General features: G+C 65.9%; 18 protein-coding genes and 1 pseudogene. 9 read left to right on the top strand and 10 right to left on the bottom strand.

Features of this window, described 5'->3' with window-relative positions; genetic code table 11:
* Positions 1–68: 68 nt before the first annotated feature.
* A complete protein-coding gene (locus tag F3H13_RS07125) occupies positions 69–1112 on the bottom strand; it encodes a disk-shape morphogenesis protein volactin (RefSeq protein ID WP_394349063.1) in 1044 nt (347 codons plus the stop codon).
* Positions 1113–1268: 156 nt separating this feature from the next.
* On the opposite strand from F3H13_RS07125, the gene F3H13_RS07120 reads away from it, so the two are divergent.
* Complete coding sequence (locus F3H13_RS07120) at positions 1269–2102, top strand: geranylgeranylglycerol-phosphate geranylgeranyltransferase (protein ID WP_149798344.1); 834 nt, start codon at positions 1269–1271, stop codon at positions 2100–2102.
* 118 nt (positions 2103–2220) lie between these two features.
* On the opposite strand, the gene yciH is transcribed toward F3H13_RS07120, so the two are convergent.
* The 5 genes from yciH to F3H13_RS07095 form a co-directional block, all read right to left on the bottom strand.
* Entirely contained in the window at positions 2221–2514 is a 294-nt protein-coding gene (yciH, locus tag F3H13_RS07115; protein ID WP_004596695.1) for a stress response translation initiation inhibitor YciH, read from the bottom strand.
* A gap of 53 nt (positions 2515–2567) precedes the next feature.
* Positions 2568–4853: a transglutaminase family protein gene (locus tag F3H13_RS07110; RefSeq protein WP_149798343.1), complete on the bottom strand. Its 2286-nt coding sequence runs from the start codon at positions 4851–4853 to the stop codon at positions 2568–2570.
* Entirely contained in the window at positions 4850–5980 is a 1131-nt protein-coding gene (locus tag F3H13_RS07105; protein ID WP_149798342.1) for a DUF58 domain-containing protein, read from the bottom strand. The genes F3H13_RS07110 and F3H13_RS07105 overlap by 4 nt, the downstream gene beginning before the upstream one ends.
* Before the next feature lie 31 nt (positions 5981–6011).
* Positions 6012–7055 (bottom strand): AAA family ATPase, encoded by a 1044-nt coding sequence (locus F3H13_RS07100; RefSeq protein WP_149798341.1) that lies wholly within the window; start codon positions 7053–7055, stop codon positions 6012–6014.
* A 280-nt stretch (positions 7056–7335) separates the two neighbouring features.
* Positions 7336–8712, bottom strand: coding sequence for a dihydroorotase (locus F3H13_RS07095; RefSeq protein ID WP_149798339.1), 1377 nt, complete (start codon positions 8710–8712; stop codon positions 7336–7338).
* A gap of 125 nt (positions 8713–8837) precedes the next feature.
* Between F3H13_RS07095 and F3H13_RS07090 the strand changes: the two genes are divergently transcribed.
* The 3 genes from F3H13_RS07090 to serS all read left to right on the top strand — a co-directional run bounded on the left by F3H13_RS07090 (position 8838) and on the right by serS (position 11195).
* Complete coding sequence (locus F3H13_RS07090; RefSeq protein WP_149798338.1) at positions 8838–9365, top strand: hypothetical protein; 528 nt, start codon at positions 8838–8840, stop codon at positions 9363–9365.
* A gap of 95 nt (positions 9366–9460) precedes the next feature.
* On the top strand, positions 9461–9700 hold the full coding sequence (locus F3H13_RS07085) for a hypothetical protein (protein WP_149798337.1): 240 nt from the start codon (positions 9461–9463) through the stop codon (positions 9698–9700).
* Between the two features lie 124 nt (positions 9701–9824).
* Positions 9825–11195 carry a serine--tRNA ligase gene (serS, locus tag F3H13_RS07080; RefSeq protein WP_149798336.1) on the top strand — a complete coding sequence of 457 codons (1371 nt, stop codon included), beginning with the start codon at positions 9825–9827 and terminating at the stop codon, positions 11193–11195.
* Between the two features lie 636 nt (positions 11196–11831).
* Here the strand turns inward: serS and F3H13_RS07075 are convergent.
* A complete protein-coding gene (locus tag F3H13_RS07075; protein WP_149798334.1) occupies positions 11832–13049 on the bottom strand; it encodes an MFS transporter in 1218 nt (405 codons plus the stop codon).
* 201 nt (positions 13050–13250) lie between these two features.
* On the opposite strand from F3H13_RS07075, the gene F3H13_RS07070 reads away from it, so the two are divergent.
* The 4 genes and pseudogenes from F3H13_RS07070 (at position 13251) to F3H13_RS07055 (ending at position 16358) form a co-directional block, all read left to right on the top strand.
* Positions 13251–14126, top strand: a complete 876-nt coding sequence (locus F3H13_RS07070) for a DUF7351 domain-containing protein (protein ID WP_149798333.1) — start codon at positions 13251–13253, stop codon at positions 14124–14126.
* A gap of 383 nt (positions 14127–14509) precedes the next feature.
* Entirely contained in the window at positions 14510–14962 is a 453-nt protein-coding gene (locus F3H13_RS07065; RefSeq protein ID WP_149798332.1) for a hypothetical protein, read from the top strand.
* A gap of 135 nt (positions 14963–15097) precedes the next feature.
* Positions 15098–15232: pseudogene (locus F3H13_RS16640) on the top strand (hypothetical protein); the annotation flags it as partial.
* A 319-nt stretch (positions 15233–15551) separates the two neighbouring features.
* Positions 15552–16358, top strand: coding sequence for a CPBP family intramembrane glutamic endopeptidase (locus F3H13_RS07055; RefSeq protein WP_149798331.1), 807 nt, complete (start codon positions 15552–15554; stop codon positions 16356–16358).
* 238 nt (positions 16359–16596) lie between these two features.
* Here the strand turns inward: F3H13_RS07055 and F3H13_RS16165 are convergent, their stop codons facing one another.
* On the bottom strand, positions 16597–16743 hold the full coding sequence (locus F3H13_RS16165) for a hypothetical protein (RefSeq protein WP_188128019.1): 147 nt from the start codon (positions 16741–16743) through the stop codon (positions 16597–16599).
* Between the two features lie 108 nt (positions 16744–16851).
* Complete coding sequence (locus tag F3H13_RS07050; RefSeq protein ID WP_149798330.1) at positions 16852–17454, bottom strand: LURP-one-related/scramblase family protein; 603 nt, start codon at positions 17452–17454, stop codon at positions 16852–16854.
* A gap of 132 nt (positions 17455–17586) precedes the next feature.
* Between F3H13_RS07050 and F3H13_RS07045 the strand changes: the two genes are divergently transcribed.
* Positions 17587–18084 carry a hypothetical protein gene (locus F3H13_RS07045; protein ID WP_149798328.1) on the top strand — a complete coding sequence of 166 codons (498 nt, stop codon included), beginning with the start codon at positions 17587–17589 and terminating at the stop codon, positions 18082–18084.
* A gap of 1 nt (position 18085) precedes the next feature.
* Here the strand turns inward: F3H13_RS07045 and endA are convergent, their stop codons facing one another.
* Complete coding sequence (gene endA / locus F3H13_RS07040; RefSeq protein WP_149798327.1) at positions 18086–19246, bottom strand: tRNA-intron lyase; 1161 nt, start codon at positions 19244–19246, stop codon at positions 18086–18088.
* Positions 19247–19521 lie beyond the last annotated feature (275 nt).

Genomic DNA, 19521 nt, shown 5'->3' with positions numbered 1-19521 from the left:
GGGATCCGGCGCGACGGTCCGGGTCGGTTCCGAAAAAGCGGGTGGTCGGACGCGGCCGCGTCGTCGCCTCAGTCTTCGGACTCGGGGGCGGCCTCCTCGGCCGCGGGCTCGTCGGCGCCACCGGACTCGTCGTCGCCCTCCTCGGAGCGCGCGGCGACGAGCGCGCCGCTGGCGACGCTGTACATCGGCTCGTCGGCCGAGCGCACGCCGCTGATCGAGAACGGGATGTTCGCGTCCGCGAGGTGGTCGGCGAACAGGTCCTCGAAGCCGTTCGGGCTGGAGGTGCCGCCGGTGACGACGACGGGGACGTCGAGCCCCTCCTCGACGTCCTCCTCGTCGACCTCGCGGGTGATGTTCTCGATGACGTAGTCGAGGAGGTTCTCGTAGTAGATGGCGAGCGCGCCCTCGACGCCGCCCACGTCGGTGCGGAAGTCGAGCTCGAAGTCGTCCTCCTTGATGCTCGTCACCTTGTCGACCGGGGTCCCCGTCGCCTGCGCGGTCTGCTCGTCGACCCAGTCGCCCCCGCGGGCGATGGAGAACTTCATGACCGGGACCGCGTAGTAGGCGAGACAGACGTTGGTCATCCCCGCGCCGAAGGAGATCCCGAGCCCGGTGAAGTTGTTGTCGGCCAGCTCGGAGTAGATGACCGCCATCCCCTCGTTGATCGGCTCGGGGTCGTACCCCATGTCGCCGAGCATCGATTCGAGCGTCTTCTCGTGGTACAGCGTCGTGAGCGGCGAGTCGATCGGGTCCGCGGGGCTGGAGTAGAACAGCCGCTCGTTCGGCTTCGAGGGCTCGCCGACCACCTGCTCGGTGATCAGCTTGATCATCGGGATGGCCGACGCCTCCTCGCTGGAGAGGATTCCGTGTTGCATCGGCCGGCGGGTCTCCTTGTTGAAGATGTTCGCGAAGTTCAGGGCGTCGTCGCCGACGACGTACACCTTGTCGTCCTTCCGGATGTGGAGGACTTCGCTGCGCGAGAGCATCTGCTCGGCCATGTCGCTGTACTCGATCTCGACGAACGAGTTTCGCTGCTGTACGAACACCGTCTCCGCGCCCTCTTGTCGCCCGGAGAGGATGTTCATCGTGCCAACGTCTAGGCCTTTAGCCATACGCGAGTATTTCATTTCGGGGGTGATAAACATTCGTGGCAAACTGATCGGGCCCCCGCGCGGACCGGGCGAACACCTTCGGGACAGGGAATCTGTGCGCGCCGCCGGACCGATCCCGCACCGTTTATTCCTCGCGGGCGGGAGTACGCGGACGACGTGCGAGACACGCTCCGTGGCATCGTCGAACTCGCGCGCCTCGGCAACTGCGTCGCGGCCGGGGTGCTCACAGCCACCGGCGCGTTCGTCGCGGGCGCGGGCGGCGCCGCCTTCTCGACCGCGCTCGCGGCCGCGACGACCGTCTTCGCGGTCGCCGCGGGCAACGCGATAAACGACTACTTCGACCGCGAGGTCGACGCGGTCAACCGCCCGGACCGGCCGATCCCGCGAGGCGCCGTCTCGCCGCGGGCCGCGCTCGCGACCGCGGTCGGCTGGTTCGCGGTCGCCGTTGCGGCCGCGGTCACCCTCCCGCCGCTCGCGATCGCCATCGCCGCGGTGAACCTCGTCGCCTTGGTCACCTACACGAGCCTTTTCAAGGGGACGCCGGGGCTCGGCAACGCCTTAGTCGCCTACCTCGTCGGCTCGACGTTCCTGTTCGGCGGGGCCGCCGTGGGGAACCCCCACGCCGTCCTCGTCCTCGCCGCGCTCGCGGGGCTCTCGACATTCACGCGCGAGGTGATCAAAGACGTCGAGGACGTGGCCGGCGACCGCGAGGAGGGGCTCACCACGCTGCCCATCGCGGTCGGCGAGCGTACGGCGCTGCAGATTGGCGCGGCCGCGCTCGTCGTCGCGGTCGCTGTCAGCCCGCTGCCGTACCTCACGGGAACGCTCGGCGCGGCGTACCTCGCGGTCGTCGGGGTCGCCGACGCGGTCATGCTGTACGCGACCTACGAGAGCTTCGCCGACCCCGCCGCGGCGCAGCGCCGGTTTAAATACGGCACCTTCCTCGCGGCGGCGGCGTTCGTCGTCGGCCGGGCCGTCGTGATCGCGTGAGCGCGACCCCGAAAGGGGGCGGCGCGAGACGGACGTAGCGGCCGCTCGCCGAGAGGGTCCAGTTTAAAAAGAACCGCGCGTACGAAGCGGCGCTCGACGGCGGACGGTCAGGTGACGGTCACGCGACGTTGAAACCCTTGTCGCGGAGGAAGTCCTCCACGCGACCCGAGTGGTTCCCCTGGAGTTCGATGGCGCCGTCCTCGACGGTGCCCCCGCAGGCGAACTTCGACTTGAGATCCGACGAGAGGGAGCTCAGATCCACGTCCTTGGGGTCGAATCCTTCGATGACCGTTACCTCCTTACCGTACCTGCGCTCGTCGATGCGGATGCTGATCTGCTGGGACTCCTTCGCGACGTCCTCGCAGACGCAGAGTTCCTGGGGCAGTCCGCACGTCGAGCAGACTTCCGACATTACAGCCCGAATCTACAAGACGCCCGTATTAAATAGTGTCGGGAAGCCCCCCGTCAGCGGACGAACCGTCCGACGAGCGGCAACCGTTCGAGCGCGAGCCGGCGGACGGCCCGGCGGGCCGCGTCGGCCTCCTCGCGCGTCACGGACCCGGCGTAGGCGGCGCGCTCGTACGCGGCCGCGACGGTCTCGATGCGCTCGTCGGCGCCGAGCGTCCGGACCGCGTCGACGTAGCTCCGCGGCGTCTCCCCGGGCCGCCGCTCGCGGTACCGCCCCGCGAGCAGCCGTTCGAGGTCCGCGAACGCCCGCTCGGCGGTCGCCGCCGGATCCCCTCGCCGCCGCGGCAACACCGGGGCGACTCGTCCGCTCGCTCGACTCGCGAGGCCGGTTCGCCGAGCGCCCGCGACGCCGAGCGCCGCGACGAGCAGCCAGTACACCACCGTCTCCGCGCCCGGCGTCGGCACGAGCCCGCCGCCTCCCGAGTCGCTGGACGTGCCGGGCGCCTCGACGTCGTTCGCCTCCGCGCCTTCGAGCCGAGAGATAGCCGCCTCCGAGACGTTCTCCGTCCCGTTCGTTGCGTTTTCCTCCGCCGTTTCCGGGTCGGTCGAGTCGTTTCCGTCCTCGCTCGGTTCCGACTCGTCGCCGAGCGAGTCCGGGTTGCCCGTACTGGGCCCCGCCTCCAGCGTCTGGTTGGGCGTGGACGCCTCGGTGTCGACGTTCTCCGCCCCGTCGGCGCGCGCCTCCGCGAGCCTGGTCTGCCGCGCCTCGTCGCGGGGGTCCGACGGCGTCGGGTCGAACGCCACCCAGCCCTGGTCCGGCACGTAGATCGACACCCACGCGTGGGCGTTCTGTCCTCGTACGACGTACTCGTCCTCGCCAACCCGCTGGCCCGAGGTGTAGCCGGTCTCCATCCGCGTGGGGATCCCCTGCGACCGGAGCATCGCCGCCATCGTCGTCGCGAAGTACACGCAGTAGCCGGCGTCCATCTCGAAGAGGAACGCGTCGGCGATATCGCCCTCGGGCCGCTCGACGGTCAGCGAGTAGTCGTACTCCGAGCGCAGGTACGCCTCCACCGCGGCCGCCTGTTCGTACGGCGACTCCGCGTCCGCCGCCGCGACGATCTCCTCGGTCCGGTCCCCGACTCGGTCGGGCGTGCTCTCCGGGAGCTGGGTGTACCGCTCCTCGATCGCCGTCGGGTAGTCGGTACTGGCGTTCCGGAGCGCGGCGGGGTCGGCGTCGAGGACGCGGCTCTCAACGGTCGCCTCCTCGCCCGGTTCGAGCGGCTCCGCGAGCCGGAGGCTGCCGCGCTCGTCCAGCTCGACCGTCCCCCCGCCCGACGCGGCGGCGGCGGTCGGCTTCCACGGCGCGGGCAGCGCGGTCGACTCGGTCTCCGCGGTGATCGAGACGGAGACGGACTCGCTCGGACCGGGCGGGCCGGAAAGCGAGTCACCGAGCGCGGACCGCTCTCCGGTCCTGACCCAGCCGTCCCCGGTGTAGGTGTCGTACGCCCCGGTGTGCCAGTTCCGCTCGATCGGGCTCTCAACCGTGTACCGGACCTCCGGGGAGAGCCGCGTGGAGCCGATCACCTCCAGCTCGTCGTCGCCGCTCAGGCTCGACTCCAGCGATGTCGTTCCGCGATCGATCCCCAGCGGCGCCGCCGCGCCCGCCGGGATCACGGTTACCGTCGCGCTCGCGACGACCATCGCCGCGACCACCACGGCGAACGTGCCGGCGTGGCCGCGGCGCCGGCCCGGCGTCGACAGCGTCGAGAGGCCGACAGCGAGCGCGATGCCGACGACGCCCGCGACCGCCGCGCCGGTGTCCGCGTCGCCGGTGAGCACGAGGAAGCCGAGCGTCCCGCCCGCGACCGTCGCGGCCGCGACGTGGCGCCCGCGCCCCGCGAAGTAGCCGACGAGGAACGTCGGCACCGGCACCACCGCGAGCACCCAGACGTCCGCGAGCGCCAGCCGCAGCACGGAGAGCCCGGTCGACAGCGCGAGGATGTCTAAGGCGACGCTCCGGACCGTGAACAGCGCGCGCTGGCTCTCGGGGACCGCGACGAGGTACCCCGACAGCCCCGCGACGAAGGCCGCCCCGGCCAGCAGGAGCGCCGTCCGCTCGCCGACGGCCTGCGCCAGCGCGAGCCCGCCGAGCCCCGCGACCGCGACGACCGCCGCGGTCCGCGCCGTCCCGCCGACGACGTTGGTCAGCTGGAAGAACACGGCGAGGTACGTCGCGGCGACGACCGCGACGCCGACGACCGGCGGATCCGCGATTCGGCGGTCGCCCGCGGGCGATCCGCTCTGGGAACGGCGCTCCCGGGCGGACGAGTCGCGGCTCACGGCGACGCCACCTCCCGTCCGCCCGTCGCTTCGTCGCCCCGACTCGGCTCGGCGCCGTCGCGCCCCTCGTGTTCACCGTCCGCCGCGCGGCGCAGGTCGGCGAACGAGACGGACCGGTCGCCCGTGCGGAACCGCGCGCCGTCGGCCTCGGCGACGACCGTCACGTCGGCCGCCTCGTCAGTCACCGTTCCCGGGCCGGTCCGCGCCGCGAGCTCCAGCACCTCGCGCCGCCCGCGCCCGCCAGGGGCCGCCGAGACGCGCCCGGCGGGGAGGCGGACGTCGACCGGGACGCCGTCGTCGAGCAGCGCCAGCGCGAGACTCGCCGTCGCCCGCGCGAGCTCGTCCGCGGCGATCGCACTTACGGGGCGGTCGGCGTCCCCGAACCCCGAGAGCTCCTCGCCGCCGCGAACCTCGGTGCCGCCCGCGATAGTCACGCGGTTCCGCGCGGTCTCGGCCGCGAACTCCTTGACGACGATCTCGTCGCGCTTGGCGGTCGTCGCCCAGTGGACGTCGCGGACCGCGTCCCCGCGGGTGTACTCCCGGAGGCGGTCGAACTCCTCTCGTCGCCGGCTCACGTCGACCGCGTCGACCGCGTACAGGCCGCGTCGGAACCGCGCCGGGATCGGGTCGCGAGGCGGGTACACCGTCACGGCGGCGGTCTCGTCGGCGACCAGTTCGCGCTCGAACAGCCCGAACACGTCCGTGACGGTGAGCTCGACCGGACCGAGCGTCCGCTCGCCGCGCTCGCGGTACGTAACGTGATACGACACCGGCTCCGTGCCGACCGACGCCCGGATTGGCGCCGTCGGGCCGTCGAGCCCCTCGTCGACGCGGACCCGGATGTCGGCGAGGAATGAGGGGCCAGCCGCGCTCCCGTCCCGGACCGCGTCGGGGCCGAACTCCAGTCCGACCTCGCGCGTCTCCCCGACGAACCCGTCGGCGGGCGTCACGTGCCGGACCGCGGGGGCATCGACGCGCGACACCTGGACGTAGCCGGCTGCGAGCGCGATGGCAACGGGGATCACGATCGCGTCGAGCGCGCGCCCGCCGGCGGCGAGCGCGCTGGCGGCCGCGACGAGGCCGACGACGCCGGCGACGCGTCCCCGGCGGGTGAGTGCGGGCGTCATCGCGGCGAGGGAGGTGTCGGCGTCATCGTCGTCACTCCACGCGGATCCGGTCGAGGGCGTCGGCGACGACGTCCGCGCCGTCGGTCCCGCCCGACTCGGTTCGGACTCGGTGTGAGAGCACGGTCGGCGCCTCCGCCTGGACGTCGTCGGGGATCACGTACCCTCGGCCGTCGAGCGCGGCGCGGGCCTGCGACGCGCGGATCAGCGCGAGGCTCCCGCGCGGGCTCGCCCCCAGCCTCGCGTTCTGGCGGGTGAACACCGCGAGCCGGGCCACGTACTCCCGGACCGCCTCCGAGGCCTCGATCTCGCCGACGATCCGGCGGGCCCGTTGGACGTCCGCGACCGTCGCCACGGGCTCGACCGAGTCGACCGGGTGGTCGCCGGTGAGTCGCCCGAGGATCGCGACCTCCTCTTCGGTGTCCGGGTAGCCGAGCCGGATCTTCTTCGTGAAGCGGTCGACCTCCGCGACGGGAAGCTCGTACGTCTGCCCGGGCTCCACGTCGTTCTGCGTGGCGATCACGCAGAACGGGTCCGGCAGTGCGCGGGTCGTCCCGTCGGTGGTCACCTGGTTCTCCTCCATCGCCTCCAACAGCGCCGACTGCGTCTTCGGCGGAGCGCGGTTGATCTCGTCGCCGAGGACGACGTTCGCGAACACCGGGCCGGGCTGGAAGTCGAACTCGTCGGTCCGGCGGTTGAACACGTTGACGCCGGTGACGTCGGAGGGCAGGAGGTCGGGCGTGAACTGGACGCGCTTGAACGAGCCGTCGATCGAGCGCGCCACCGACTTCGCGAGCGTCGTCTTCCCGACGCCGGGCACGTCCTCGACGAGGAGGTGCCCGCGCGCCAGCACGGTGACGAGGACGTGTTCGACCGCGTCGCGCTTGCCGACGATCACCTCCTCGACCTCGCCCGCGATCCGGTCCGCGAGCGCGGCGACGTCGGCCGGAGTCTCCGGTTCGAACGCCGCGGCCGCGGCCGTCGTCCCCCCGGCCTCCCCGTCGTCGTCGGCCGACTCCGCGGCAGCCGACTCCGCGGGACCGGCCCCCACCGGTCCCGACTCTCCGGGGTCCGTCATGGTCTGTCGGCCTCGTCCGGGTCGGGTTCCCGTCCGGAGACGACCGTGCGAGTGCTCCCCATGGTCATCGATATACCCCGGATACGGCGAGCAGCGGGATATGCGTTCCGCCGGCGGCGGTCCGTCCCTCACGGCTGATTTCGGCGCTTGGGGGATTCCGCTCTTCGTGGATTCGGCGCTTGGGGGATTCCGCTCTTCGTGGATTCGGCGCTTGGGGGATTCCGCTCTTCGTGGATTCGGCGCTTCGGCGGCGACCGCACGAGGCCCCCGCAGCGTGCGGCTACGACTCTCGGACGTTCCGCCCGACGGGTTCGCCGAACGACGCCGCCCCGGTCGCGGGGTCGCGCTCGTAGACGACCTCGCCGCGGACGAGAGTGACCTCAGGGAAGACGCCGCGCAGCCCCTCGAAGGGGGTCCACGAGCAGGCGCTGTGGAGCGCGGCGGCCTCGATCTCCCGCGGGTCGGCGGTGTCGACGAGGACGAGGTCGGCGTCGCGCCCCTCCTCGACCCGTCCCTTCCGGTCGAGGCCGAATATCTCCGCCGGGTTCGCGGCGACGACGTCGCGGACGCGTTCGAGCGACAGCTCGCCCTTCCGCGCCGATTCGAGGAGGAGGGGGTACAGCGTCTCGACGCCGGGCACGCCGCTCGGCGCGTCGACGAGCCCCTGCCGCTTCTCTTCGACCGTGTGGGGCGCGTGGTCAGTCGCGACGACGTCGACGGCGCCCTCGGCGAGCCGGGCGAACAGCGCCTCGCGCCGCTCCTCCGAGCGGAGCGGCGGGTTCATCCGCCCGAACGTCCCGAGCGACCGCGACCGCTCGCGGGAGAGGTAGAGGTGGTGCGGCGTCACCTCGCAGGTGACACGCGGGGCGGCGCCGCCGGCGTCGGCCCCGTCGCCGTCGCTTCCCTCCGCCCCGCCCTCGCGGGCCTCGCTCACCGCGTCGACCGCCTCCGGCGTCGAGGTGTGCGCAACGTGGACCTGCGCGTCGCGGTCGGCGGCCGCCGCGAGCGCGCGCTCGACCGCGGCGACCTCGGCGTCGGCCGTCCGGTAGGCAGACCACGCGTCGGCGGTCGCGGCCGTGCCGACGCCGCCGAGGTCGCCGTCGAGCGCCGACTCGTCGAACAGCGTCGCGTCCTCGGCGTGGACAGTGACGGGGACGTCGCGGGCCGCGGCCGCGTCGAGCGCCTCGGCGAACAGGTCGGCGTCGATCCCCATGTCGCCGGTCGAGTCCGCGAGGAACACCTCCCCGAGCGCGAACAGCGGGCGGTCGAAGAGGCTCTCGGGGTCCCAGTCGGGCGTCACGCCGCCGTTGATCCCGTAGTCGACGAGCGACGGGGCGGCGAGGTCGGCCTTCTCGTCGAACGCCGCGCCGTCGACAGTGGGCGGCGAGGTGTTCGGCTGGTCGACGACGGTCGTGACGCCGCCCGCGGCCGCGCTCTCCGACCCCGAGGTCCACGTCTCCTTGTGGCTCCCGCCCGGCTCGCGGAAGTGGACGTGGACGTCGACCGCGCCCGGCAGGAGGTGTCTCCCGCGGGCCTCGAGGACGCGCTCGCCGGCGTCGGCGCCGAGCCCCTCGGCGACCGCGTCGATCCGTCCGTCGTCGCCGATCCGCACGTCTCGAACCCGGCCGTCGGCCAGCGTCGCGCCCGTGATGAGCATCGTTGTCGACCGGTCGCGGCGAGCGGGATAAACGCTGGTGGTTCCGGCCGCGCGTGCGAGGCGTTCTTGGTGGCCCGCTGCGAGCCACCACAAGACGTTTGTCGCCCGCGGAGACTCTCTCGCGCATGGTCCCGGTTCTCACCGCGCTCCCGTCTGTCGTCCCGCCCTCCGCGGTCCCCGCGCTCGTCGGTACCGCAGTCGGATGGCTGTGGACCCTCGCGCTGCTCCTCTTCCCCGGGCTCGTCGCCGCGGTGCTTTGCGCGCCGTTCCTCGCCGCCGAGCGCCTCCGGGCGCTGTTCCGCGCGCTCCCGCCGAGAGGGCGGGTCCTGCCCTCCTACGTCGCCGTCTCGGTCGGCCTCTCCGTCCCCTACGTCGTCGGGGTCTTCCTGACCGTCTGGCTCGTCGAGTCGGCGGGCCCCGGCTGGAGCGAGGGGTTCCTCGACACCGCGCTGTTCGGCGGGATCCTCGTCGCCCTCGTCGCGCCCGCTGTCTCCGTGATCGGCCTCCCGCGGCTCGGCGTCGACTGGGACCCGACCGGATACGGCTACTCCACGTGGCTCCTCCTCGTCGGCGCCGGCCTGTGGTACGCGGTCGTCGCCGCGGTGCCGCTCGTCGCACTCGCAATCGGGATGGCGCTGCCGGGCGGCTACTGACCGCGGCGCGCTCCCCGGGCCGAGACCGTCGCGGCTCCCCTAAGACCGCTCGATTCCGTAACGCTTTGTTGACTCGCGCGGCCACTTCCCCGCGCATGCTCCCCGCACCCTTCCGGCTGTTCTTCGTCGCCGTCCCCCTCCTCGTCGCCGCGGGCGCGCTGGCGATGGCGGCGTTCCCCCGAAAGCTGACGAGCTGGCAGACTCGGTCGCCCGACGGCTCGACGGGGCGTATCGAGCCGAGCGACACCCGAATACTCATGATGCGCGTGATGGGCGTCGTCGTCGCCGCGCTCGCGCTGCTCATGGTGATCGCGAACTTCGCGTTCATCCCCTGACCGGGCCGCGCGACGCGTCGCTCGGATCCGACCTCCTCTCCCCGGTCCGCCGCGCGAGCCGCCCGCGTCAACCGGTGCCGACGCTCCGATACGGTTTTGGGTCGCCCCGCGGAATCCCCGATAAATGCTGTCTCGACAGTTCGTCCGGGAGAACCCCGAGGTCGTCCGCGAGGCGCTCGAAAACAAGGGCGTCGACGTGGACCTCGACCGGATACTCGACGTCGACGAGGAGTGGCGGGAGCTGAAACAGCGCGGCGACGACCTGCGCCACGAGCGCAACGAGGTCTCCTCGACGATCGGCGAGCTGAAGGCGGCCGGCGAGGAGGCGGAGGCCCAGGAAGCCATCGAGCGCTCCCAGGAGCTCAAATCGGAACTCCAGGAGATCGAGGAGCGCGCTGACGAACTGGAGGCCGAACTGGAAGCGTCGCTGCTCGAACTGCCGCAGATCCCCCAAGACTCCGTGCCGGTCGGCGAAGACGAGTCGGAGAACGTCGAGGTGCGCCGCGAGGGGTTCGACGACCTCCGGGATATTCCGGGCGAGGTCGAGCCGCACTACGACCTGGGGGAGGACCTCGAAATCCTCGACTTCGAGCGCGGGGCGAAGGTCGCGGGCGGCGGCTTCTACGTCGCGAAGGGCGACGGCGCCCGCCTCGAACACGCGCTCATCCAGTTCATGCTCGAAGTCCACCGCGAGCAGGGGTACGAGGACGTGTTCCCGCCGATCCCAGTCAACTCCGCGTCGATGCGGGGCACCGGCCAACTGCCGAAGTTCACCGAGGACGCCTACCGCGTGGAGGGGTCGAACGAGGACGAATATGACGACGACGACCTCTGGCTGCTCCCGACCGCGGAGGTGCCCGTCACGAACCTCCACCGCGACGAGATCCTGCTGGGCGAGGACCTCCCGCTTAAATATCAGGCGTACACGCCGAACTTCCGGCAGGAGGCGGGTGAACACGGCACCGAGACGCGCGGCATCGTCCGCGTCCACCAGTTCAACAAGGTGGAGATGGTGAACTTCGTGCGACCGGAGGAGAGCGACGAGCGCTTCCACGGCCTCGTCGACGAGGCCGAGGAGGTGCTCCGGCGGCTCGAACTCCCGTACCGCATCCTGGAGATGTGTACCGGCGACCTCGGGTTCACGCAGGCGAAGAAGTACGACGTCGAGGTGTGGGCGCCCGCGGACGACATGGACGAGGGTCCAGAACAGGGCGGCCGCTGGCTGGAGGTCTCCTCCGTCTCGAACTTCGAGGACTTCCAGGCGCGCCGCGCGGGGATCCGCTACCGCGAGGAGCACCACGAGTCGGCCGACTACCTCCACACCCTGAACGGCTCGGGGCTCGCCGTGCCGCGGATCGTCGTCGCGATCTTGGAGTACTACCAGAACGACGACGGCACCGTCACCGTCCCCGAGGCGCTGCGCCCGTACATGGGCGGGACGGCGGTCATCGAGGGCCACGACGCGGTCGGCGAGTCGAAGCTGGGCGGAGAATAGGAGAGGACGCGTCAGCGTCGTCTCCGGACAGATTGGAAAGGAGGGAGGGTGTCATAGAACTATTCGCAAGGGTTTGATTTTCACCCATGATTCGATAAATCAACTATCAGAGCTGATCTGCGAATGAACCAGGAGCGCTGGCCACATCGAGAAGCCGTGTTAGGCGATGGTGGACTCAAAGACCGGTTCCGGTTCGGTGGGTTGTACTGAGGATTTCAACAAAGCCGCTAATGTGCGAGTTACTGCAGCCTCATAAGCCATTGTAGGCATACTGCCCCTGAAGGTATCCGGCGAAGGTAACACGTGCGGTGAATGATTGGCGACTACATTGTACACATCTCTGCTCTGTTGAATCCGCAGAAGGCGTCGATGTCGGGTCACTCTGTGCTCAGTTCAGGAGCGCTGCCGAGAGAATTCAAAGATGGGGTCCTGGCAGAGAGGGCGAGGCTGGAGATTACAGGAGGGATCGATCCGACTCCTTGACGACAAAGAGCAGGGTAATTGCGCCTTCAGAGATCGTGATCCCCGTACAGTCATCGGATGCAACAGAGCAGTTAACTGTAAATCGAAATATTCCAATGCCCCGGCCCTCACGGCCTTCTCGACGCTGAGAGGAACGTAATCAGATTACTGAACTCAATCAGCGGTGGTGTTTTGTTCTGGGGTGACGTCAACTGGGAACTCGATTGCTAGAATTCCCGCGGCTAATGTAACGAAGATCACTCCAAGCGCGCCGACTGCGATGAATACGTCTGTCGCATCTGCGAGCGCACCGATGCCAATTAGCAAAGGCATTTTTGCAATGCTGAACAGCATCGACATAGCTGAAAGCGTGGTGGCCCGCCCACCGGTTTCAGTGTGATCGTTGACATACCCGTTGACAATTGGTAAGGCGAGAGCATGTGTCGTCTTGATGGCGAAGAATCCGAGAAGAGCGATCGGTGGGAAGACTAGTCCTCCAATTAGGGGGAGCGCTGAGAGGAACCCTGCACCCACGAGTGAGAGAGGAGCGCCCAATTTATCGCGTACGCTTCCAGCATACATGCTGGCGATCGCTGATGTAGCGGTGAAGCCAGCAAAGAACACGCCAAGAAACGCAACACCGGTCGAACTTCCCTGTGTCGGGGTTGCGATTGTCCTTCCGAGTACGGCTGTCGTCACACTTGGCACGAACTCGCTTACCGTGGCCTCGATGCCGAAAAAGATGGCTGCGACGGCAACGAACGACCAGATATTGGATTTTGTCAGAGTTTGATATATTATTGGGGCAGCTTCGCGCACCGTAACTCGACTTTCTTCTCCTCCCCCTGTTGCTGGTAGCGTCGTCAATAGGATGATATCGGCAGCAACGATTATTGCTGAGACGACAAACGGAATTATCGGATTTATAAGATAGAGCACGCCGGACGTCAGCATCGCGGCCGTACTTGCCCAATGAGTCACTGATTCGCCGCGACCGCGAATTCGAGTGAATTCATCAGTAGTGTCGTTTGAACCTAACAAATCATAGAGCCAGGCGTCACCACTTCCAGACCAGAACGTCCGTGCGATACCAAAGGTGACGTAGATGGCGGCAAAGGCCCAGAATTGATGGGCGAATATGTATCCAACTACCCCGACGAGCATTAAGCTGCTTCCAGCGATGAGGCTGTTTCTGCGGCCGAGTGCATCACCGAGATATCCAGTGGGGATCTCGGAAATCAGCATGACTCCTGCCTCGATAGCTAAGAGGGCACCTATACCTGCAAATGAAATTTCACGTGATCGCAGCAAGAGTGGAAATACTGGCCAGAAAAATCCCGTTGTCAGAAGTGCCCGGTGAATGTAATATCGGCGAATAATGCTATTATGCATCAATTTCACCACCACTGTACAGGATACCGTTCTCTTGGAGTGTTCCAACGGGTCCAGCGCTGAACGCGGCTTCCATTGCGATTGGACAAAACTGCCTGAATTCCCCTAAGTAGTCTGTGAACTGAGTTTCGGTGAGGAATCTGAAGGATTCCACACCGAAACACCGCAGGTGTTAACCTTTGGTGTTCTATGGGTATGATAATGCCATCCGACGAGCCCATTCCGCCAGAAGATGCATTTGAGCTCGTGGGGAACGATATACGCGCGTCTATCATTCAAACTCTCCAAGAAGGGTTTAAAAACGGAGAGCGAAAGATGTCGTATTCGTCATTGAAATCACGTGTAGGCGTTCGAGATAGTGGCCGGTTCAACTACCACCTTCAGCAGCTCGTCGGCTATTTCGTAGAAAAAGACCAGGCCGCGTACAGACTTTCGTATGCCGGCCGGAAGGCGGCGAGTGCAATTGCGGGAGGGACCTATAATGAGACCGTTGAACTTGAATCACGCTCGGTGAACGGTGCGTGTTTAAACTGCGGTGACGATGCTCTTGAGTTGACCTACAACGATGTAGAATTCGATATATCGTGTACGAACTGCGAAACATCGATTGTTCATATGCCATTCCCTCCCGGTGCCATTGCAAGCCACCGAGATGGCGACCTAGAGGCTGCGTTTGACCGGTGGGCTCGATCATGGAATATGCTGTCCTCTACTGGTGTCTGTCCGGAATGTGGTGGTCGAATGGAAATGGGGTTTGCTGAGGAACAAGGTGACCCGGCAATCGGTAACGTTGACGTACGGTGTACCCTCAACTGTACGCAGTGTTGGATGAGTGGTTACCTCCCGGTGGGATGCTTGCTTCTTGAACACCCCCTGGTCGTATCGTTCTACTGGAATCGTGGCTATGACATCCGGTCGTCCTTCATCTGGGAGTTTGAGTGGGCCCTCTCTAAAGAGTACCAAGAAGTACACCGACCAGAGAAAGACCTGATAAAAATTAGCGTCCCACTTGATGATGACGAGTTGCAAATCACCGTGGATGAGTCATTTGAGGTGGTCAATACCGACAAACGTTGAAACAGCCCCTTCTACAGCTAGCGTCATTGTCGCAACACCAGTGTCAAACAGATTATCTGGTTTTGGATAGTTTGGTGTCTCTTCCCGTTCGTTGACTATGCTCCCAGGGTTGAGAGCCGGGGTTGCGACCCGCTCCTTGACTTATAGCTCTCAGTCAATGACCCGCAGAGAACTCCCTCTTTAGAGAGGCCAGAGAATAGAACCACGGGGACCTTGTTTAGACGCAGTTCAATAGTTCGTTTATCTCGGTAGTAATGCCTCGAACCTACTGCTCAGTGTGCGTGTTTATTGGACGAATAAGACTCCTTGTTTCTAGAGAGAACAACTGAACCAGTCGGTCTCAAAGGAGAAAATTCATTCAGGTGTTGTTTCTACTTCCGCTTATGGCAACTACCCTCCAAGAAGATTCCAACATAAAATCAGGGATGGTATGGTCCGTCTTTACAGGAATTTATATGTTCAGTATAGCTCTCATCTTATCATCATTTCTTTACTCTATATTGTCTGTGCTTGCAGAGGCAATCAGTCTATCAGTAACGAATCCCGGACTCGTTTTTGCAATTCCAGCGTTAGTCTTCGGGGCAGGAACTTGGTGGAAGATCGTGGAACAACGGGATGCAAGCCAGTACCGCCACGGAGTGATCGTTGGTGTTGCTACTGCCCTGCTTGCGGGTCTCGTGTGGGCGACTGTGTTTGTGGCTGTTTGGGGGTTTGAGATGCTGATCGTTCCGATGAACGCATTTCTTATACTACTTGTACTGAGTATCGCTGCCCTTGTGGGTGGTCTGGCAAGCCTCCCGCTCATGTTCGCACGCCATCGATCAAACGGAATCTGATGGGATGATTACACTCCGAAAATTAATCGGTATCTCCGTGAAATCACAACGGAGGTAGGTGAGGGTATGAAGACACTCTTAGGAATCCAGTTATCGTGGGGCCGGTAGTATTCGGAGCCGTATTGTGCCCCCTTTGCTGAGGAAGTCCTGTTTCGAGGGTTCGTTCTGGGAAGTTTGCTCGGCCGGGGCTGGTCGCCGGTTGCGGCTGGTGGCGTCGCGATCCCTGCGTTTGGGTTATTCACGTCGCCTTGCTTGGAATCGCAGGCGTGATTGCGATGGCCACGTGGTCGGTGTTCCCGACACTCCTGCGCCTCCGGTTCAACAATCTCACGGGTGCGTGGTTGTTACATTTAATCAATAATATCTGGGCGTATTTGGTGTGGTCGCGTTCGGGATCGCATAGCTGGTTCCGTAGAGACCACCGAATCAAATCAGCTTGCCTATTGACCGCGTACTACTCCCGCATATCGGTCAGTTCACCTGTCTTCGATCTTCCCCTTCGGAGGATCGAAGCGTATGCGAGAATGGATTGGGATATTGATTAATAGCATCCACCAACATTTTTGATAGCTAATGACAGCCATATAACATGCTCAGAGAATGGACTCGGACACACGAGATAGCGGCATTCGTTCTCGTCGCCTTCGGCTGGACGTGGACATGGGATGCACTCTACTACATCTTCAACTGGGGTGAAGTACTTCCCGTCACTCTAGGACGACAATGGGGCGTTCCGATAGCTGCGCTCGTGGTTGTCTGGGCCAGCGATGTCCCGGTTCGAGACTGGCTCAGACACATGCTTGACTGGCGACTTCATCCGGCTTTGTTTGGTATCGCGCTTTTCGTCCCGTTGTTCATCACGAACATCCAACCTGTCGTCCGTTCACTCGGAGGAGGATCCGTATCGTATTCACCACCCGAGAGCCTGCCTATCATCGTCCTGTTCGTTCTTGCCCAGATGCTCCTGTTCGGCGGTGTCGAAGAAATCGGTTGGCGTGGATTCCTCCAGCCACGCGTTCAGGAGTCGATGTCCGTATTGACCGCTGGGTTCAGTATCGGCGTCCTCTGGTGGGTCTGGCATTTCCCGCTGTTCATCGGCCACGAGCAGTATTCCCTCGAACCGGCCTTCTTCGCCCAGTATACTCTGTTCATAATTGGTACATCCATCGTATTTGGGGCATTCGTGAACGTCACCGATGGAAGCGTTCTCCCGTTGATGCTGATGCATGGAACCGTGAACTTAGGTCCGATTATAGCCGGCTCTGGTGGCGTGCTGGACGGAACAGGGCTGATACCCATCGTCGTTGGGGCAGGTCTGTGGTGGGTGATAGTCTTGGCCCTTGCACTCCTACACGGACGGACGATGGTGCCGACATCCGCCGTTACACCGGGATGAAGCAGAGGATTATTGAGTAATTGAAGCAGCACGAGGTGGCCACCGGTCCAACTCTGTCGCGGAGAGCGACTGCTGAATGTAGCCTCTGTACCGAGCGATTCACGGGTCGGTCAGTGAGGTAGTGAACCGTTCTATGACGCCCTCAAGGAGATCCTATCTCCGAAATCAAACAGATAAATATTCTATCGGTGGCAAACCGGTACGAGGGAATCCGGCCCTCGGTCGTAAAATCGATTATTTATATATCCGCGAGTTCGTCAGCGAGCGCCTCGCCGTCGTCGAGCAGTTCCTTCGAGGTTCGAACGGCCTCCGCGTCCTGTCGGCCGACAGATTCGGCGAGTGCGTCGAAGCCGATGGTTTCGCTGAGGTACAGGCTAACGACCATCTCGCGTGCGTGTTCTTCTTTTCCCATTTCGTTTATTATCGCTGAAGCGCGTCTGTGTGTCTCCTTGCGTGGGCAGCGACCGATCCCGCTCGAACGCCGCGACCGTCGCTACTGGTTCTCCAAGGCGTCGAGGATACACGCGGCCGCGATCACCGCCTCCTTCGGCACGTCGCTCGCGTCGTCGACGGTGACCGTGTAGGCGTCCCGCATCGAGAACTGCCCCTCGATGTCGCCGACGTGACCGCCGCCGGCGTCGAATATCTCGTACTTGTTCGGGATCAGGTTCGCGGCGCCGACGAGGTGGCGGAGCCCCGACAGCAGCTTGTTCTTCGACTGAATCGTCGCCAGCGCCTCGCCCGTCTCGGGGTCGCGGATCGTCCAGTTCTCGACAAACAGCGAGTAGTCCTCGTCTAAGACGACGACCTCCTCGCCGGTGCCCGCGTCGACGATGGCGTAGTTCCCGCCCACGTCGATAATGCCGCCCGCCTTCACCGAGAAGGCGTCCTCGTCGTCGCCGGTAACGAACGGGAACTCCTCTTTCAGCTTGAACATCTTCTGTTTCCCGCGGAGGACGACGTCGCCGGCGCTGTCGCGGACGGTGTACTTGTTCCGGACCAGCGACTGTTTGACCTCGTAGCGGTCGTCGCTGAGGTCGACGGTCGAGATGTCGTACTTGGCCGACTCGGCGTCGGACGTGGAGGGATCGTCCATGGGTGTCGAAGCGCGTCAGCGACCGAAAAAACCTCCTGCTCTCTCGGCGGCGCCCGCGCTTGGAGGCCGTGATTCAAGGGTTCGTTGTAGCCTCCGACACCCCTTTTTGAACGGCGGGCCGTCGTGCGGGTGATGTCACGGCTCGCGCTCGTCGCTATCGGTTGCCTCGTCGTCATCGCCGGCTGCCTGTCGGGCGGCGCCCCGGACTGTCCCGCGATTGGACCGGACGGCGAGCGGGTCGACGACCCGGTGTGTCCGGACGAGCGGGCGGGCGGCCTCTCGCTGTCCCTCGAACGGGACGCCGAGACGGTTCGGATCACCGCCACGAACGCGGGGAACGGGACGGTGCCGGTCAATCCGGACCGGTGGGCCGTCTTCCGGAACGCCGCGGCACGGGGAGCGGACGCCCCCGAGTGGGAGACGGCCGCGAACGCCCCGGCGGGCACCCACAACCTGACCGTGCGGGAGCTGGCTCCGGGCGAGACGGAGACGTGGGAGCTCCGCCACGACCCGACCGCGCCCGACGCGTCGGACCGCCGCGACGCGGTACTACACCGGTCGGGCGAGTACGTCTTCTCGCTCCGGGCGAACGACCGAACCTACGTCGTCCCCTTCGAGATCGCGGAGTGAGCTACGGGGTCAGCCGATCCACCGAGAGCCACTCCACGTCGGCGTTCGGGGGCGCGTCGCCGTCGTCACCGTCGTTATCGGGGCGCCCGCCCCCGACCGCGGTCAGCGCGAAGACCATCTCCTTGCGGACGCCGCCCGCGAGGCGCACGTCGAGCGAGAGCTCGCGGGGCGAGAACTCGTGGTCCGGCCCCACCACGCGCACGAGGTGTTCGGAGTGCGGGAGGTCCTCGACCGTCTCCACGTCGAGGTACGTCCGGAAGTCGGCGCCGAACTTGAAGCCGGTCTTCGGCACCGCGTCGGCCGCGCGGAGGCGCTTATAAACGGCGAGCCGGCGGTCGAAGCGCTCGCCCTCCACGTCGCGGCCGCGGGCGACGATCCGGGCGGCGGCGTCACCAGTCTTCCCGTCCACGTCCCCAACCCCGACGGACGCCGACAGCGACAGGCGGCCGTCGGCGGCCAGCGACGCGGCCTCGACGAGGGAGAGCTGGAGCGCGCCCTCGACGTCGGCCGCGCGACCGGTGAGCGGGCGCCCGTAGAAGCCGCGCTCGTAGAGGTCCTCGGGGGCGTCCCAGACGACGACGCGGTCGGCGAGGAGCACGCCGGTCAGGCCGGCGGGCGGCTCGTAGTCGGTCGCGCCCTCGATGCCGCCGGACTCGGCCGCGAAGTAGGTGATGTCGGACTCCTCATCGACGACCGCGAGGGTGCGTCCCGCGAGGTCCGCGGCCGCGACGGACTCCCGCTCGCCGACGACCTGGATCGGGTACTTCACGTTCCCCGTGTCGGGCGTCTCGCCGCGCTCGTAGGCGACGAAGTCGACCGCGTCGCTCGGGGCGTCGCTCCCGCCGGGCCACGGCTCGCGGGCGGGCGAGAGGTAGAAGCCGCGGTCGCGCAGGTCCGAGTAGACGAGGAAGCGCACCGCGAACCGGTCGGCCGCGGCCGCGCTCGCGACGAAGAAGCGCTCGAAGCCGACCGGATCTGAACTCTCGCCCAGTTCGATCCCCGAGAGGTCGCCGCGGAACAGCAGGTGCGCGGCCTCGACCCGCGAGAGCGCGATCTCGTTCCCGTCGAGCGGCCGCCCGTACCCCCGGGCGTCGTAGAAGCGCTGGCGGGCGTCCCCGCCGACGCGGACCGCGTCGCCCCGCAGGTGTCCCGTCGGTTGCATACCCGTCAGGCCGGGCGGCCGAGGGAAGGGGGTTGCGGTCGGTACTGGCGCGACTGTGGTGGATTTGGTCAGAGAGGCGGCTATTTATAAATGAATATGGGAGATGTCGTCGACTGTTTATAATCGATCGGCGACGCTACCGGAACCGCTTCCAAAGCCCCAGCCGCTTACTTATAAATAAGCGCTATCGGAGCGGCGGCAAACACCTCCAAACCCCCAGCCGCTTACTTATAAATGAGTGCTGACGGAGCGGCGGCGAACACCTCCAAAGCCCC

Origin of the sequence: Halorubrum xinjiangense (assembly GCF_900102375.1) — an archaeon.
Classification (GTDB): domain Archaea; phylum Halobacteriota; class Halobacteria; order Halobacteriales; family Haloferacaceae; genus Halorubrum; species Halorubrum xinjiangense.
This window is presented reverse-complemented; position numbering and strand designations above follow the sequence as displayed.